Origin of the sequence: Halopiger djelfimassiliensis, from assembly GCF_000455365.1 — an archaeon.
Lineage (GTDB): Archaea > Halobacteriota > Halobacteria > Halobacteriales > Natrialbaceae > Halopiger_B > Halopiger_B djelfimassiliensis.
Genome location: NZ_HG315687.1, coordinates 50,686 through 64,578, shown reverse-complemented (window position 1 = coordinate 64,578; position 13,893 = coordinate 50,686). Strand labels below are relative to the sequence as shown.

14 protein-coding genes are annotated in these 13,893 nt (G+C 66.6%); 7 read left to right on the top strand and 7 right to left on the bottom strand.

Annotated elements, in window-relative coordinates; translation table 11 throughout:
- Positions 1-126 precede the first annotated feature (126 nt).
- Positions 127-345 (bottom strand): HalOD1 output domain-containing protein, encoded by a 219-nt coding sequence (locus tag TX80_RS15700; protein WP_049924185.1) that lies wholly within the window; start codon positions 343-345, stop codon positions 127-129.
- 604 nt (positions 346-949) lie between these two features.
- Between TX80_RS15700 and TX80_RS15695 the strand changes: the two genes are divergently transcribed.
- Positions 950-1,387, top strand: a complete 438-nt coding sequence (locus TX80_RS15695; RefSeq protein WP_049924184.1) for a universal stress protein — start codon at positions 950-952, stop codon at positions 1,385-1,387.
- Positions 1,388-1,408: 21 nt separating this feature from the next.
- Here TX80_RS15695 and TX80_RS15690 read toward each other — a convergent pair whose 3' ends face one another.
- Entirely contained in the window at positions 1,409-2,617 is a 1,209-nt protein-coding gene (locus TX80_RS15690) for an inorganic phosphate transporter (RefSeq protein ID WP_049924183.1), read from the bottom strand.
- 70 nt (positions 2,618-2,687) lie between these two features.
- Entirely contained in the window at positions 2,688-3,488 is an 801-nt protein-coding gene (locus TX80_RS15685) for a class I SAM-dependent methyltransferase (RefSeq protein ID WP_049924182.1), read from the bottom strand.
- A gap of 113 nt (positions 3,489-3,601) precedes the next feature.
- Between TX80_RS15685 and TX80_RS15680 the strand changes: the two genes are divergently transcribed.
- Positions 3,602-3,847 (top strand): ferredoxin, encoded by a 246-nt coding sequence (locus TX80_RS15680; RefSeq protein WP_049924181.1) that lies wholly within the window; start codon positions 3,602-3,604, stop codon positions 3,845-3,847.
- Positions 3,848-3,887: 40 nt separating this feature from the next.
- Here the strand turns inward: TX80_RS15680 and TX80_RS15675 are convergent, their stop codons facing one another.
- Both TX80_RS15675 and TX80_RS15670 read right to left on the bottom strand, forming a co-directional pair.
- Positions 3,888-4,769 (bottom strand): type IV pilin N-terminal domain-containing protein, encoded by an 882-nt coding sequence (locus TX80_RS15675; protein WP_049924179.1) that lies wholly within the window; start codon positions 4,767-4,769, stop codon positions 3,888-3,890.
- Positions 4,770-4,994: 225 nt separating this feature from the next.
- On the bottom strand, positions 4,995-5,651 hold the full coding sequence (locus TX80_RS15670) for a helix-turn-helix domain-containing protein (RefSeq protein ID WP_049924178.1): 657 nt from the start codon (positions 5,649-5,651) through the stop codon (positions 4,995-4,997).
- Between the two features lie 80 nt (positions 5,652-5,731).
- Here TX80_RS15670 and TX80_RS15665 point away from each other — a divergent pair, with 80 nt between their 5' ends.
- On the top strand, positions 5,732-7,168 hold the full coding sequence (locus TX80_RS15665) for a cytochrome P450 (protein ID WP_049924177.1): 1,437 nt from the start codon (positions 5,732-5,734) through the stop codon (positions 7,166-7,168).
- Positions 7,169-7,176: 8 nt separating this feature from the next.
- Here TX80_RS15665 and mdh read toward each other — a convergent pair whose 3' ends face one another.
- The gene (gene mdh / locus TX80_RS15660; protein ID WP_049924176.1) at positions 7,177-8,091 is read right to left on the bottom strand and encodes a malate dehydrogenase; all 915 of its coding nucleotides are present in this window, start codon (positions 8,089-8,091) and stop codon (positions 7,177-7,179) included.
- 201 nt (positions 8,092-8,292) lie between these two features.
- On the opposite strand from mdh, the gene TX80_RS15655 reads away from it, so the two are divergent.
- From TX80_RS15655 to TX80_RS15640, 4 genes are all read left to right on the top strand, one after another.
- The gene (locus tag TX80_RS15655) at positions 8,293-8,757 is read left to right on the top strand and encodes a TIGR00725 family protein (protein WP_049924175.1); all 465 of its coding nucleotides are present in this window, start codon (positions 8,293-8,295) and stop codon (positions 8,755-8,757) included.
- Positions 8,758-8,826: 69 nt separating this feature from the next.
- Positions 8,827-9,255 carry a GNAT family N-acetyltransferase gene (locus TX80_RS15650; protein ID WP_049924173.1) on the top strand — a complete coding sequence of 143 codons (429 nt, stop codon included), beginning with the start codon at positions 8,827-8,829 and terminating at the stop codon, positions 9,253-9,255.
- 118 nt (positions 9,256-9,373) lie between these two features.
- Entirely contained in the window at positions 9,374-10,081 is a 708-nt protein-coding gene (locus tag TX80_RS15645; RefSeq protein ID WP_049924171.1) for an Sjogren's syndrome/scleroderma autoantigen 1 family protein, read from the top strand.
- Positions 10,082-10,252: 171 nt separating this feature from the next.
- Complete coding sequence (locus TX80_RS15640; RefSeq protein ID WP_049924169.1) at positions 10,253-11,398, top strand: multicopper oxidase domain-containing protein; 1,146 nt, start codon at positions 10,253-10,255, stop codon at positions 11,396-11,398.
- 33 nt (positions 11,399-11,431) lie between these two features.
- Here the strand turns inward: TX80_RS15640 and TX80_RS15635 are convergent, their stop codons facing one another.
- On the bottom strand, positions 11,432-13,861 hold the full coding sequence (locus TX80_RS15635) for a DEAD/DEAH box helicase (protein WP_049924168.1): 2,430 nt from the start codon (positions 13,859-13,861) through the stop codon (positions 11,432-11,434).
- Positions 13,862-13,893 lie beyond the last annotated feature (32 nt).

Genomic DNA, 13,893 nt, shown 5'->3' with positions numbered 1-13,893 from the left:
CCACCACGCGGCCGGTATCAGGATCGCAGGACTCGAGAGCCGACGGCTGCGCCGCGCTCGAGCGCGGCGAGCGTAGCGGGGCCGAACCAAAACCGCGGAACCCCGCGGTAGCCGATCAGTGCCCCGTCACTCTCCCGCGTCGATCACTCCGATCTCGTCAGGCCCGGGGCCGATCACGACGCGGTAGCCGGCATAGGCGAACCGGACAGTGACCCCCGGGTTCGACTCGAGGACGGCGGTCACTGCGTCGGGATCGACGGCCTCGTACAGCGGCGGCAGGGCCGTCGGATCGCGGCCTTCACGGGCCGCGATTCGTTCGAGTGCCGTGACGAGTGCTGGGTGCATGGTCGGGGTCTTCGACGAACGAGAGCGCGAACGTCGTCCCGCAGTCGGAACACCTTGCCGTGTTGTCCGTCGTCGCGACACGGACGTCTGTACCACAGTCGCAGTGAAGTGTGATGCTCGAAACCATGTGTCTCTCCGTTTGTAAGCCCCGACACGGCGGAGAGCAACCAGCGACGAACCGGCGACAGTTGCGACTGAGCGGCGGAACGTCGGCAGGTCTTTATTTCGCCAACGCCAATGGTGGATTGCTCCCGCTCCGCGGGGGCGTGTGTCCGAGCCGGAGTGCGCGGCACCAACCAGGCACTCCGGCTCATGCGCACTTTCGTGCGCATCCGTGCGGTACGCAATCTATCCTAAAGAACGTTAGGATACTGACTGGTCGGTGTCGCGGCTGCTGTTTCGGGATCGTGGCTCGAGCGGCGGTATGACGGTGCTGTGCAGCAAACACGGTTCTCCGAGTACTCGAACGGCGGACGGGACGTGGCGCGTACGCCCGCGATGCCCAGCGCCAGCACTTTCAACGGCGCAACCGCCGCCGGGTCGCGGTCGTCTCCCGACCCCTGCGGGGCGATAGACCGATACCGGTGGCTGCCGAAGTCCGCGTATGGTCGCTTCGGCCCCCGATCGCGTCCTCGTGCCGACCCTCGGCCGCCCGAGCGAGGACCGAGCGCTCGAATACGCACTCGAGACGTTTCCCGACGCCGAAGTTACGTTGCTGGCCGTCGTGACGCCGCTGGACGCGCCGCTCAGCGAGGGCGGCGTGCTCGAGCGCGAGGACCGAACGACACAGGCGCGCCGTCGGGCGACGAACTTGCTCGAGGCCGTCGACGCTGCCGGCGGGACCGATCGGGTTCGGATCGAGACCGTGGCGGGACGACCGGGGACCGTCGTGCCGCGGTATACGACCGACGAGGGGATCGATCACGTCGTCATGTACGGTCACGACGCCAGCACGAAGGGCCTCGTACGGCGATTTCTCGGCCGAAGCGTCGCCGCGACGGTCGTCGAACGCACCGCCGGTCCGGTGACTGTGCTCGAGTGACGACCGGGGTTCTGTAGGCTCTCAGCCGCCGATCGTCGCCGCGAGCAGCCGGTAGAGTCCGAAGCCGACGAGGGTCGACGTCCCGAGCGTCAACAGCCAGAAGGTGACGGTGACTCCGATCTTCCGTCTGGAGACGCCGGCGGACCCCGCCGCGAGGCCGCTGCCGATGACCCCCGAGAGGATGATGTTGTTGACCGAGATCGGGATCCCCAGCGCGATCGCGAGTTGTGCGATGATAAAGCCCGGGACGAGCGCCGCGATCGAACGCCGCACGCCGAGCTGGGCGTACTCCCGGGAGGTCGCCTGCAGGAGCCGCGGCGAGGCCATCCACGCGCCCGCGAGGATTCCGGTCGCGCCGAGTGACAACAGGGCGATCGACGGCAGCCCGAGCTCGACCCGGAAGAGGTGCTCGAGCGGTCCGGTCGCGAGCCCGACCTGTGACCCACCCGACGAAAACGCGACGATACCACCGAGAACGACCACGAACGACCGGATTCCCTTCTCGACGGAGACCCGGACGCGTCGGCGGATCCAGTAGTACGAGAGCGCGCCGAACCCGGCCGTGACGACCACCACGCCGGTCTCCACGCCGCCGACGAGTGCCGGCCCGCCGCCGAACTGCCGGGCGAGAAACCGCGCCAGCGTCCCCTGTGTCGCCTCCGGATCGGGGATGACGCCGAGCCGAACGTTCGCGACGATCACGCCGACGACGCCCGCAAGCAGCGGGACGCTGACGGTTTCGGGAACGTCGTCCCGCCGGAGAATCGTCGCCGTGAGGTACGCGAGCCCGCCGGACATGATCGGGACCAGCACCCAGAACGTCCCGAGCCGCCGGTAGGTGTCGAACGCGGGATCGCCGCCCAGCGAGAGCCCGACGCCGACGATCGCTCCCGTCGTCGCGAACGCCGCCGGCACCGGATAGCGGGTGTAGATCCCGATTCCCATGAACGTCGCGGCGGTCAGCAGTCCCGCGATGGCCGCAAGCGGCGTGATCGTGACGCCGTCGATCAGTCCCGCACCGATCGTCCGCGAGATGCTGCCACCCTGTGTGAGCGCGCCCGCGGCGGCGAGTACCCCGACGACGAACGCCGCCTGCATCGTCGAAATCGCGTTCGCGCCGATCGCCGGGGCAAACGGCGGCGAGTTGCTGTTGGCTCCGAGGACCCACGCCATCCCGAGGCAGGTGACGATGGCGATCGCGACCAGCACCGCACCCGAGAACGCGACCATCCCGTCCGGCTGGCTTCCACGACCGGTCGGAAAAGCGTTCCTCCGAGGATACCCCGCGCTCGAGCGAGGGTTATCGCCGCTCCAGTACTGCTCTATAGTACGCGTCGCCGTTCGCCCGCCGCGTGGCGGTCACGCACCACGGCGTCCCGATCGTCGCTTCGCGAAGACGAGCGGGCGAACAGAGCAGAAACTGCAACGTCCGGCCGAGTTCCCGGCGGCGGTCCCCGTCCGGGGTTTCGCGCTCGAACTCGAGGTGAAAACACCGGTGGGCGATCCCGGTGCGGGGATCCGATCGGTAGCCGAAGAACCCGTCGTCCAGCCGCGTGGGATCGTAGTTGTCGACGACGGCTCTCCCGTCGTCGGCCGTGACGCGAGCGAACTCGGCGAGCACCGTTCGGATACCGGCCAGCGACCGGCCGAGTCCGATCTGGGTTCCGACGGCGTGGACGGCACCGACCGCACCCGTTTCGATCGGCAGATCGAACATGTCCCCGACGAACAGCCGCCCCTCCTCGAGTCCGCGCTCGCGGGCGGCCCTGATCGCGTTCGGGCTCGCGTCGACGCCGACGGCTTCGACGTCCCGGTCGGCCCACCACAGCAGGTGTTTCCCCGCCCCACAGCCCACGTCGAGGATCGGTTCGCGATCGGCGAGTCGCTCGAGACACTCGACCGTCTCCGGCCCCCACGACTCGGGAGTCGAGAAGTAAAACGCCGCGACGTTGCCGTCCTGAACGTCCGCTCCGTCCCTGTAGACGAGTCGTCCCGGTTCGTCGCGCTGGTGTGCGAGCATCGCTTTGCCGAGCGGATCGGCGGTCACTCGAGTCGCCCGTCGATCCGATTGTACCGGTGATCCGGGCCGATCACGTGACATATCCGTGCCGACGGGCCGCCCGATAATAAAAACACGATGACATTTGATTCCTGTTATCATCGATCATCACGGCGATCGCTAACGATTTACGGCGATCGACCCAACTTCCGCTTATGAGAGTCGAGTTCGACGAGGACACCTGTATCGGGATGTTCCAGTGTGTTGCCGAGTGGGACGCCTTCGAGGAAGACAAATCGAAGGGCAAGGCGGAACTCGAGGGCAGCGAGGAGGTCGAGGACGGCGTCTTCGTCCGCGAGGTGCCCGACGACGCGGAACTCGACGCGAAGTTCGCGGCCCGGACCTGCCCCGTCGATGCGATCGTGATCTACGACGACGACGGCGAGCAGCTGATTCCGTAAGCTCCGGTCCGAAACGCTCGCGTCCCTTTCCGGATCCGAATCAGTATTCGCTCGGACTCTTCGGATCGTACTCGCTACAACTCGCCCCGTCGGGACCGATCGTCGTGTCGCCGGAGCAGGTGAAGTCGTTCTCGTCGGCGTAGACGTGGCCCTCGACCGTGACGTCGTCGAGGTCGACGTCCCCGCCGTCCGAGACGACGACACCGCGGACACGTGACCCGCCGTCGATATCGATATTCGTCTCGGATTGCGCGACGACGTCACCGTAGACCTCGCTGTCGTCGGTGATCGTGATGTCGTCGGCGTCCGTCGTCACATCGCCCGCCACCGTCGATCCGTCGAGATCGACGTCGCCGTCGGTATCGACGGTGCCGGTGATTGCAGCGCCGGCATCGAGATCGATGTTGATATCGGTCTTCCCCGTGTCGGTTTCCTCCGTTACGTCGCAATCGATCACCGCCCCGTTCAGGTCCAGATCGCCGTTGTTCTCGATCCGCGTTTCGGCCTCTTCACACCGGTAATCGACCTCGAACGGCACCGATTCGACCTCGAAAGTGTGCAGGAGATAGCTCGTGTGATCGCCGTGCCAGACGAGTTTGACCTCCGTTTCGAGCGGCACGACGCCGACGCTGTCGGCCGTGCCGAACGTCTGCCCGTGCAGTGCCTCTTCGTCGGCGACACCCCGGAGTTCGACCCGGTCGCCTTCTAGCTCGTCGCCGTTTTCGTGGAGTAGTTGATACCCGTCTCCGTCGTCCGTTTGCTCGAGTTCGATCACCGTGTTCGGTGCGGGATCGGGCCGCTCGACGAGCCCGAGAACGGCGTAACTGGCCACGGCCGACACCAGGAGAACGATCCCGATCAAAAGGACGACGCCGACTACCTGCGAAACCCCTCGTCTCCGATCGGTTCCCGTACCCCCCATATGTTACCGAGATGCTATGTGACTCGATCCGGATAAATCCCGTCATTGGGGGTTTATACTACTATACTATAGCATGAATAAAACAAAACAGATACTTTTCCATGGGCGATCGCACGAATCCGTTCGACATCGTGACCGGCGGCTGACTGCCTTTGAGAGTCACTGGCCTGCGTTCTTTCGTGCCGGGGCGGACTGGTGTGTTCCGTCACTGGACCACGCGACCGTTTACCGTCCCAGTGCCGCGTCGACCAGTTCCGATTCGACCGTCCTGAGCAGCGTCGACGCCGCGCTTTCGGAACAGCCCAGTTCGGTCGCCACCTCGGCCAGCGACGCCGTTCGCGGCACCTCGTAGTACCCGAGTTCGCGAGCCGTTTCCATCGCCTCGAACTGTCGTGCGGTCAGCCTGCCCGCGAGCGTCTCGGCCCGGCGCTGATGATCGCTCACCCGCTCGACCTCGACGCCGACGTCTTCGGGGAATCGATCGAGCAGGCCCGCCAGCGCTTCGGGTTCGCCGAGAAGGGTAACGTGGACGGTTTCCGGACCGGTGTAGACGATCGGCGGGACGATCACGAGTCCCGGTTCGTCGAACGTACCCATCAGACGCTCGTCGGCGGCGCGGACGTCCATCACGGCGTAGGCGTAGAACGTCTCCTCGTCGACCGGCGTGATATCGAACCGATGGACGACGTCCAGATCGGCCGCTGCTTCCCGAATCGCGCCACGATCGCCGACGATCAGCGAGAGAAACCGTACCCGTTCCGTCTCGAGGTCGACGTGCCAGGAGAGCAGTTCCTCCCGATGGAACTCGAGTTCCACCCCCGGTACGGGTACAGGAAGCTGCATCCACTCCGGCAGGCGAAGCGTCAGATCCGCCGATTGCATACTGGTATCTCGTCGTCCACTATAAAGAAGTTCAGCACTTCGGGAGAAATCCGACGTCCGATCCACGCCTCCGTTCGAACATGACCGAGACGGACTCGTTGCGGTCCAGCGACGCCGCGGAAGGGACGGGGACGAACGCCGAACGACCGCCACGACTGCGGGGGATTCCGTTGCTCGGGACCACGCTGTCGATCGCCCGCGATCCGTTCGGGTTTCTCCGGTCGGCCCGAGCGCGCGGCGACGTCGTCGCCTACGAGGCCTACGGCACCGAGTTCGCGCTCGTTTTCGAACCCGCCGCCGTCGAGACGGTGCTGGTCTCGCGCGCCGACGAGTTCCGGAAGGGCGAGTTCGAAACCGACTTCGGCGAACTCATCGCGCCCGACGGAATCCTGTTCACCGAGGGAAAGCGGTGGCGTCGCCAGCGACAACTGTTGCAATCGTCGTTCACGCCGGATCGAATCCGCTCGTACGCCGACGCGATGGTCGACGAGGCGGCGGCGCTCGTCGACGACTGGGACGAGGGCGAGACGGTCGCGCTTCGGGACGCGATGTCGACGTACGCACTGCGCGTCCTCACCCGAACGCTGTTCGATCTCCCGCTCGAGTCCGATCGCGCTGCCGTCGTCACGCGGGCAGCGGACGCCGTCAACGACTACGCGTCTCCCGGGCGACTCGCGCTCGGATCGATCCTGCCCTCGTGGTTCCCGGATCGCGTCGAACGCGAGTACGAGGCCGCGATGGCCGACCTCGAGTCGCTCGTCGACGATCTGGTTGCGCAGCGTCGCGCGTCGGAGGCGGCGGGCGACGACCTCCTTTCACTGCTGGCCCGCGCGGAGTACCCCGACGGCTCCCGGCTCCCTCCCGAGGCGGTGCGGGATCAGCTCATCACGTTTCTCTTCGCCGGTCACGAGACGACCGCGACGTCGCTGGCGTTTACGTGCTGGCTGCTCGCGGGTGATTCCGCGGTCCGGGCCGAACTCGACCGCGAACTCGAGGCCGTCTGCGGCGGCCGGGAGCCGACGGTCGAGGACCTCGATCGGCTCGCGTACACCGAGGCCGTCGTCAGGGAGGCGCTGCGACTCTACCCGCCGGCGACGGGCGTCTACCGCGAACCGAAATCGGACGTGGTGCTGTCGGGGTATCGCGTGCCGGCCGGGACGACCCTCCAACTCTCGATATACGGTATCCAGCGCGACGGCCGCTGGTGGACGGATCCCGGTACGTTTCGACCCGAGCGCTGGCTCGCGGACGACGAGGGTGACGACGGGCGATGCCGAAGGCTCGAGTCAGACCCGGACCGACCCGAGTACGCGTACTTCCCCTTCAGTGGCGGCCCGCGACACTGTCTCGGGATGCGCTTTGCGATGACCGAGCTGCAACTCGCGCTCGCGACGATCGCGGGCCGCGTCGAGTTCGACCGCGTCGCCGACTCGCTCGAGCCGTCGCTCGGGGTGACGCTCGATCCCGGGCCGACCGAGGTCCGCGTTCGGAACCGACGGGAAAAAGGCGGTCGCTAACGATCGGACTACGCGATCTCGTCGTACTGATCCGAGAGCTTCTCGGCGGCCTCGCCGAGCTGGTTGCGCTCGAACTCGGTCAGGTCCCACTCGACGATCTCCTCGACGCCGTCGGAGCCCAGCTTACAGGGGACGCCGAAGGCGGTGTCCTCGTGACCGTACTCGCCCTCGAGCTTGACGCTCGCGGGGAGGACTTCGCCCGTATCTCGCAGGATGGCCTCGACCATGTGGCCGACGCCGGTGGCCGGCCCCCACTCGGTTGCGCCTTTCTTCTCGATGACGTTCATCGCCGAGGTCTGCAGTTCCTCGAGCAGCTCTTCCTTTTCGTCGTCGTCGAACTCGAGGTCCTGACCGTCGACGCGGACCTTGGAGAACACGGGGACCTGCGCGTCGCCGTGCTCGCCGAGGATGGTTGCGTCGACGTTCTGGACCGGCGCGTCGTAGCGCTGGGAGATGACGTAGCGGAACCGGGCGGAGTCGAGGCGGCCGCCGAAACCGATCACCTTCTCGCGTGCGCGGTCGCCCGCCTCGTAGAGGTGACGGTTCAGCAGGTCGACGGGGTTGGACGTGGTGACGGTGACGAAGTCGTCGTTGTATTCGGCGATCGAGGAGCCGATATCCTCCATGATTGGCGCGTTGTCGCCCGCCAGATCGATGCGGGTCTGGCCCGGCTGGCGCGGGATGCCGGCGGTGATGACGACGACGTCCGAGCCTTCGGTGTCCTCGTAGCCGCCCTGCCGGATCGTGGTGTTCGAGTCGTAGGCTGCCCCGTGGTTGGCGTCGGCAGCCTGCCCGATCGTATCGTCTTCCTTGTCCGGAATGTCGACGAAGACGAGTTCGTCCGCGATGTCCCGAAGCGCGATGTTGTAGCCCGCAGCGGCCCCGACCGTTCCGGCCGCGCCGACTACGCTAACTTTCGTCATACCACGTAATCCTCCTGCCGCGCCTGCGTTAAATCCGTCGGATTTCCTACGCAAGCCTGAATGTGACGATATTCGATACGTCGATCGTCGAACCACTAGGTCCACGAGCCGGGCCGCCGGCCACGTTCGACCGCTCGAGCGGCACGAAGACGTTACTCTCGGACCGAACCGATAATAGGGACTCGGAACGCCGCCTCGTACATGCCCCTTCGTGTTAGCGTCATCGGCGGCGGGACGATCACGGCAGCGGAAACCGACCTCGCGGCTTCGGTCGGCCGCGAACTCGCCGCGCGCGGCCACACGGTCGTCTGTGGCGGTCGCGGCGGAACGATGGAGGCCGTTTGCCGCGGTGCGAAGGCGGCAGGTGGAACGACGATCGGCATCCTTCCGGGCGAGCGCCCCGCCGAGGCCAACGACTACGTCGATCACCCGATCGCGACCGGTCTGGGCCACGCCCGGAACGCGCTCGTTCCGCTGAACGGGGACGCGGTCATCGCCCTCGCGGGCAGCGCCGGAACGCTCTCGGAGATCGGCTTTGCAGCGATCTACGATCGTCCCGTCGTCGGACTCGGAACTCACGACGTTCCCGCCCTCGAGATCGAACCCGTCGAGACCCCCGAGGCGGCCGTCGACGCCGTCGAGGCCGCGCTCGAGGACGGCCCCTGACTCGAGGTCCACATGACGTGCTGTGACGAACCCGCCACTGTCTTTTCCACGGCGCGTCTCGGGACTCACATGCCCGATTCAAGCGAGGCCGACCCCTACAGCGTTCGCGAGGAACTCCCCGATCCCGAGACCTTCGCCGCGTTGCGCGAGGCTGCCGGGATGCCGCCGCGATCGCTCGAGGGGATCGAACGCGGCTTGCCGAACTCGCTGTACGGCGCGATTGCGGTTCACGAACCGACCGACGAGGTCGTCGGCATGGGCCGAATCGTCGGCGACGGCGGGACCGTCTACCAGATCACGGATATGGCGGTCCATCCGGACCACCAGCGCCGGGGACTGGGGAAGCGGATCATGTCCGCCCTCGAGACCTTCCTCGAAGGGACGGCTCCGCCGAACGCGTACGTGAACCTCGTGGCCGACGTCGACGGGTTCTACGAACAGTTCGGGTACGAAGAGACCCGTCCCGACTCGAAGGCGATGTACCGTCGCATCGAGTGAGTTGACCCCTGTCGGCTCGCGGCTCGAGTCGAAGCGATCCCATCGAATGGTCGCCGTCGAACGTCCGGTCTCGAGTCGTGTCGTAGCCTTTTCGACACCCGAGACCCTCTAGACGGACATGAGCGACTTCGACAAGGAAGCCGAGCGCGAGAAACTTCGGGAGAAGTACGAGCGCGACAAGGCCGAGCGGGAGGCCACCCAGCGGATGAGCGACCTGCTTCTCAAGGGTGCGACGATGACCAACACCCACTGTGGGACCTGTGGCGACCCGCTGTTCAAGCAAAACGGGACGACCTTCTGTCCGAGCTGTCACGGCAACCCCGACGCCGTCGAGGGGACCGATCTCGAGGCCCAGCCGGCCGAAGACGAAGCCGACGGTGCCGATACCGAGACCGAAACCGGAGCGGCGGAGCCGGGGACGGATTCGACGCCCGCTGCCGGTACCGACGCGACGACCGACGGCGATGCGGCCATCGACCCGTCCGGCCGGGAGCGTCAGGAACGCGGCGGGGCCGACGCGACGCCGACCGATCGGGAGTCGGCCCCTGAAACCGCGGCCCGGTCACAACCGGTCCGAACGCCGCCCTCACAGTCGGCATCGACCGACCGATCCGCCGGCGACGAACGCCGCTCGGTGGGGCGTCGCGGACAGCGTTCCGGCACGTCGACGCCGGTCGACGGCGACCTCGAGGCCGCCCGCGAGTCGCTCGTTCGCGCCCTCGAGAAGTTCGCCGGCGAGGCGGCCGCGACCGACGACCCGCGTCACGCGACGGCGTGTCTCGAGGCCGCTCGCGAAGCCAGCGAGACGTTGAACACGCTCCGCTAAGGTTCTCCAACCGCTCGAGCCACGACCAGTGCGAACCGACGCTGCGTGCGCCGACGAGACCGGGAGTCGACTCGAGGGACGTCTTTCGGTACCGACCCGGTTCCGTCAGTTCCCGTCCGGTAGGAACCAGCTACCCCCGTTATACGGTGGGTCTTCGTAGGATAAGCTGTCATGAGAGATCGTATTGGTGCGCCCGGACTGGGGGTATCGCGACGCGAGTTTATCGCCGCAACGGGTGCCGGAACGGCGGCGCTGGCCGGCTGTACGACGAATCAGGGTGGGTCCCAGCCGCAGCCGGCGGCCGCGGAGCCGCCGGCCGACGACTCCTCGTCGCTTCCCTGGACGAGTCCCCCCGAGGTCGTCCAGGTCGACGAACAGGGCGGCAGCGTCACGCTGCGTTCGGTGTCGGCCCAACATGCCGTCCACCCGCTCGATTCGATGGGCGGCCCGGTCGAACTCCCGCGGGTCTGGGCGTTCCAAGCCGATGACGGCGAGCCCAGCGTCCCGGGGCCGATCCTCCGGACGACCGAAGGGAACGACATCGAAGTGACGCTTGACAACACGGACAACGACCACCCGCACACGCTGCACTTCCACGGCGCGAAGAAGACCTGGGAGAACGACGGCGTGCCGACGACGACCGGGATCACGGTCGATCCCGGCGAGAAACACACCTACACGATTCCGGCGAACGTCCCGGGGACCCACCTCTATCACTGCCACTACCAGACTCACCGCCACATCGACATGGGGATGTACGGCATCTTCCGCGTCGACCCGAAGGGGTACGAGCCCGCCGACAAGGAGTACTTCTTCACCGTGAAAGACTGGGACTCCCGGCTGAACCGGCAGTTCGCGGGCGAAGACGTCGATTACAGCCCTCGGGATCGGAACCCGGACGTGTTCACCATGAACGGCAAGAGCCTCCCGCGGACCATCCACCCGGAGGACGGCTCGCCGATCATCGTCGACCGCGGGGACACCGTTCGCCTCCACATGGTCAACGCCGGCTACATGTCCCATCCGATGCACACGCACAACCACCGCTTTAGAGTCGTCGAGAAAGACGGCGGCCAGATCCCAGAAGCCGCCCAGTACGAACAGGACGTGACGAACATCGCCCCCGCGCAACGACACACCATCGAGTTCGAGGCCGACGCCGATCCCGGCATCTACCTGCTGCACTGTCACAAGGTCGACCACGCGATGAACGGGAACGCCTACCCCGGCGGGATGGTCAACGCCATCGTCTACCGGGACGTCATGGACACCGACGTCTTCGCGGACCTGATGGAGTACGCGGGCTACGAGGGGTAACCTCCCTGCCGGCCCCGCGACGTGCTCGAGCCGTCAGCGGCCGGTTCCCGTGTACTCGCTGCCGATTACTTCACGGATCCGCTCGGCGGTCACCTCGCCGACGCCGTCGGCCTCCCGTAACTCGTCCTCGCTCGCGATCATCACCGCCTCGACGGTGCCGAACTCCTCGAGCAGCGAGCGGGCGGTGACGGGGCCGATTTCGGCGATCGAGGAGACGACGTACTCCTGTTGCTCGGCCAGCGTCTTCGACCCCTTCTCGCCGTGGACCGACACCGTTCGGTCCGCGTTCTCCTGCTCGCGGCCCGCGATCACCGCCAGCAGTTCGGTGGTTTCGCCCTCGCCTTCGGTCCGCAGGACGCTCGCGCCGAAATCGACCGCGAGACTCGAGAGCGCGCCGCGAACCGCGTTCGGATGGACGTCCCGCTGTTCGTACAGGCCGTCGCCTTCCACGATGACGATCGGCCGCGAGTAGTGGCGGGCCATCGCGCCGACCTGCTCGAAGACCGACCGGTCGCCCTCGACCAGCGAGTCGACGAAGTCGGCGACGGACTTGCGCTCGACGACGACCCGATCCGACAGGACGTAGTCGCCGACGTCGAGGGTCTCGAGCCGAACGTCGATCTCCTCACGTTTCGAGAGATCCCGGGCGATGTTGGCGTCCATCTCCCGCTGGTCGGCGACGACCGCGACGGCGTCGCCGTCGGCCGACGGCTCGTGTGTCTCGATATTGTCCTCGACCTGTGGCACCGCGTCCGAAAACTCCTGTAACCCGGGCCGCGTCGAATCCCCCCCGCTTCCACTGGAGGAATCGGTGACGGCGTCGGGGTCGGCCCCCTCGTCGTTCACTTCCGCCCCGCGGTCGCCGTCGGTCTCGAAATCGGTCAGGGCCTGCTGGGAATCGTCGAGTTCGTCCGCGAGGTCGTCGGCCATCCCCTTCAGTTCGCGCAGTTCCGACTCCATCTCCTTCTCGCGACGGCGCGAGATCCAGAAGTACGCCTCGTCGCGGGTGTCTTCGGCCATGAGAACGACCACCCGCCCCTCGGATTGCCGACCCGTCCGCCCCTTGCGCTGGATCGAGCGGATCGCCGTCGGAACCGGTTCGTAAAAGAGCACGAGGTCGACTTCCGGCACGTCAAGTCCCTCCTCGGCGACGGAGGTCGAGACGAGCACTTCGAACTCGCCCGCCCGGAACTCGTCCAGTACCTCCTGTTGTTCGTTCTGGGTCATCCCGTCCGACCCCTCGCGGTCACCTTGGCCGACGAACCGTTTGGCGTCGAAACTCCCCGACAGGAAGTCCGTCAGCGCCTCCGCGGTATCGCGGGACTCCGTGAAGACGATCACCCGCTCGCCGCCCTCGAGGCCGAGGGTCTCGGCCAGCAGCATCCGCGTTTTCCGGTATTTGGGGTGGAGCTGGTCGAACCCATCGGCCTTGCGCATGGCCTCCCGAACGCGGGGGTCCGAGACCAGCCGCTGGCTCGCCTTGGACGCGCCCGAGGAACGGGCCTGATTGCGCTGGCGCTCGAAGTACCGCCGGACGGCCTCGACGCTTTGGGTCTCGACGAGCGTGACGGCCTGCCGGAGCTTCATCACTTCCGCGTGGAGCGACATCCCCTCGAACCCCTCCGACTGGTCGTTGTTGATCAACTGCTGGAGTTCGGCCCGCATCCGGTTCAGGTCCTTCTGGGACTGGTCGGGCTGGGTCGAACTCGCCACTCCCAGTTCCTTGAGCTTCTCGAGACGCTCTTTGATGACCTCGTTCAGGGCGTCCCGGATTTCGAGCACGGCTTCGGGGAGTTCGATCCGCTCCCATTCGACGTCGGTGTCGTGGGTGAACTCCTCGACGTCGGCGTCCTCCTCGGTCATCACCTCGACGTCCCGAATGCCGAGGTTCTCACAGACCTCGAGGATAGCCTCCTCGTCGCCGCCGGGCGATGCGCTCATCCCCGTTACGAGCGGGTCGCGGGCGTCCGCGTGGTAGCGCTCGGCGATGTAGTTGTAGGCGTAGTCGCCGGTCGCCCGATGGCACTCGTCGAAGGTCAGGTGGGTGACGTCGGCCAGCGAGACGCGGCTGCCGACGAGGTCGTTCTCGATCACCTGCGGCGTCGCCATCACGACCGTCGCCCCGTCCCACAGGGCGGCGCGCTCGTCGGGACTGACGTCGCCGGTGAAGACGACGATCTCCTCGTCCGGAATCCGCAGCGCGTCCCGGTAGAAATCGGCGTGTTGCTGGACGAGGGGCTTGGTGGGCGCGAGCATCAGCGACTTCCCGCCGACCTCCTCGAGCCTGCGGGCCGTGACCAGCAGGCTCACCGTCGTCTTCCCCAGCCCGGTGGGGAGACAGACGAGCGTGTGGTCGTTCGCCGCCGTTCCGGCGAGTTTCAACTGGTAGAGTCGGCGCTCGAGGAAATCGGGCTCGAGCAGCGGATGCTCGATGGAGGGCGGTTCCTCGTCCTGTGCTGGCATGGCCGCCGGTTCGACGCGGTCGCGGTTAAGGG

Bases quoted from the DNA above. Each gene is read 5' to 3' on its own strand.
- TX80_RS15700 (WP_049924185.1), bottom strand. From the start codon at position 345: ATGCACCCAGCACTCGTCACGGCACTCGAACGAATCGCGGCCCGTGAA.
- TX80_RS15695 (WP_049924184.1), top strand. From the start codon at position 950: ATGGTCGCTTCGGCCCCCGATCGCGTCCTCGTGCCGACCCTCGGCCGC.
- TX80_RS15690 (WP_049924183.1), bottom strand. From the start codon at position 2,617: ATGGTCGCGTTCTCGGGTGCGGTGCTGGTCGCGATCGCCATCGTCACC.
- TX80_RS15685 (WP_049924182.1), bottom strand. From the start codon at position 3,488: ATGTCACGTGATCGGCCCGGATCACCGGTACAATCGGATCGACGGGCG.
- TX80_RS15680 (WP_049924181.1), top strand. From the start codon at position 3,602: ATGAGAGTCGAGTTCGACGAGGACACCTGTATCGGGATGTTCCAGTGT.
- TX80_RS15675 (WP_049924179.1), bottom strand. From the start codon at position 4,769: ATGGGGGGTACGGGAACCGATCGGAGACGAGGGGTTTCGCAGGTAGTC.
- TX80_RS15670 (WP_049924178.1), bottom strand. From the start codon at position 5,651: ATGCAATCGGCGGATCTGACGCTTCGCCTGCCGGAGTGGATGCAGCTT.
- TX80_RS15665 (WP_049924177.1), top strand. From the start codon at position 5,732: ATGACCGAGACGGACTCGTTGCGGTCCAGCGACGCCGCGGAAGGGACG.
- mdh (WP_049924176.1), bottom strand. From the start codon at position 8,091: ATGACGAAAGTTAGCGTAGTCGGCGCGGCCGGAACGGTCGGGGCCGCT.
- TX80_RS15655 (WP_049924175.1), top strand. From the start codon at position 8,293: ATGCCCCTTCGTGTTAGCGTCATCGGCGGCGGGACGATCACGGCAGCG.
- TX80_RS15650 (WP_049924173.1), top strand. From the start codon at position 8,827: ATGCCCGATTCAAGCGAGGCCGACCCCTACAGCGTTCGCGAGGAACTC.
- TX80_RS15645 (WP_049924171.1), top strand. From the start codon at position 9,374: ATGAGCGACTTCGACAAGGAAGCCGAGCGCGAGAAACTTCGGGAGAAG.
- TX80_RS15640 (WP_049924169.1), top strand. From the start codon at position 10,253: ATGAGAGATCGTATTGGTGCGCCCGGACTGGGGGTATCGCGACGCGAG.
- TX80_RS15635 (WP_049924168.1), bottom strand. From the start codon at position 13,861: ATGCCAGCACAGGACGAGGAACCGCCCTCCATCGAGCATCCGCTGCTC.